This is a genomic window from Lysinibacillus sp. OL1, assembly GCF_004332175.1.
Classification (GTDB): domain Bacteria; phylum Bacillota; class Bacilli; order Bacillales_A; family Planococcaceae; genus Lysinibacillus; species Lysinibacillus capsici.
The window spans coordinates 1-251 of the sequence record NZ_SJDS01000136.1 but is presented as its reverse complement, the minus strand read 5'-3'; the positions used below and the strand labels follow the sequence as shown (position 1 = coordinate 251).

Annotated in this window: 1 protein-coding gene; it reads right to left on the bottom strand. The window is 59.8% G+C overall.

Features of this window, described 5'->3' with window-relative positions; translation table 11 throughout:
* Positions 1 to 251 (bottom strand): hypothetical protein (locus EW028_RS24810; RefSeq protein ID WP_193767482.1); only part of this gene is annotated, 251 nt, incomplete at both ends.

Here is a 251-nt window from a genome sequence, read left to right as displayed (position 1 = left end):
CGCCAGTAGCTCCGGTAGCCCCAGTATCGCCGGTAGCGCCAGTAGCGCCAGTAGGTCCGATTGCGCCAGTAGCGCCAGTAACGCCAGTAACGCCGGTTACACCAGTAACGCCGGTAGCCCCAGTTACCCCAGTAACGCCAGTAACGCCGGTCTCACCAGTAGCCCCAGTACCGCCAGTAGCGCCGGTAGCGCCAGTAACACCAGTAACGCCAGTACAACCAGTAGAACCAGTAGGACCACTAAAACCAGTA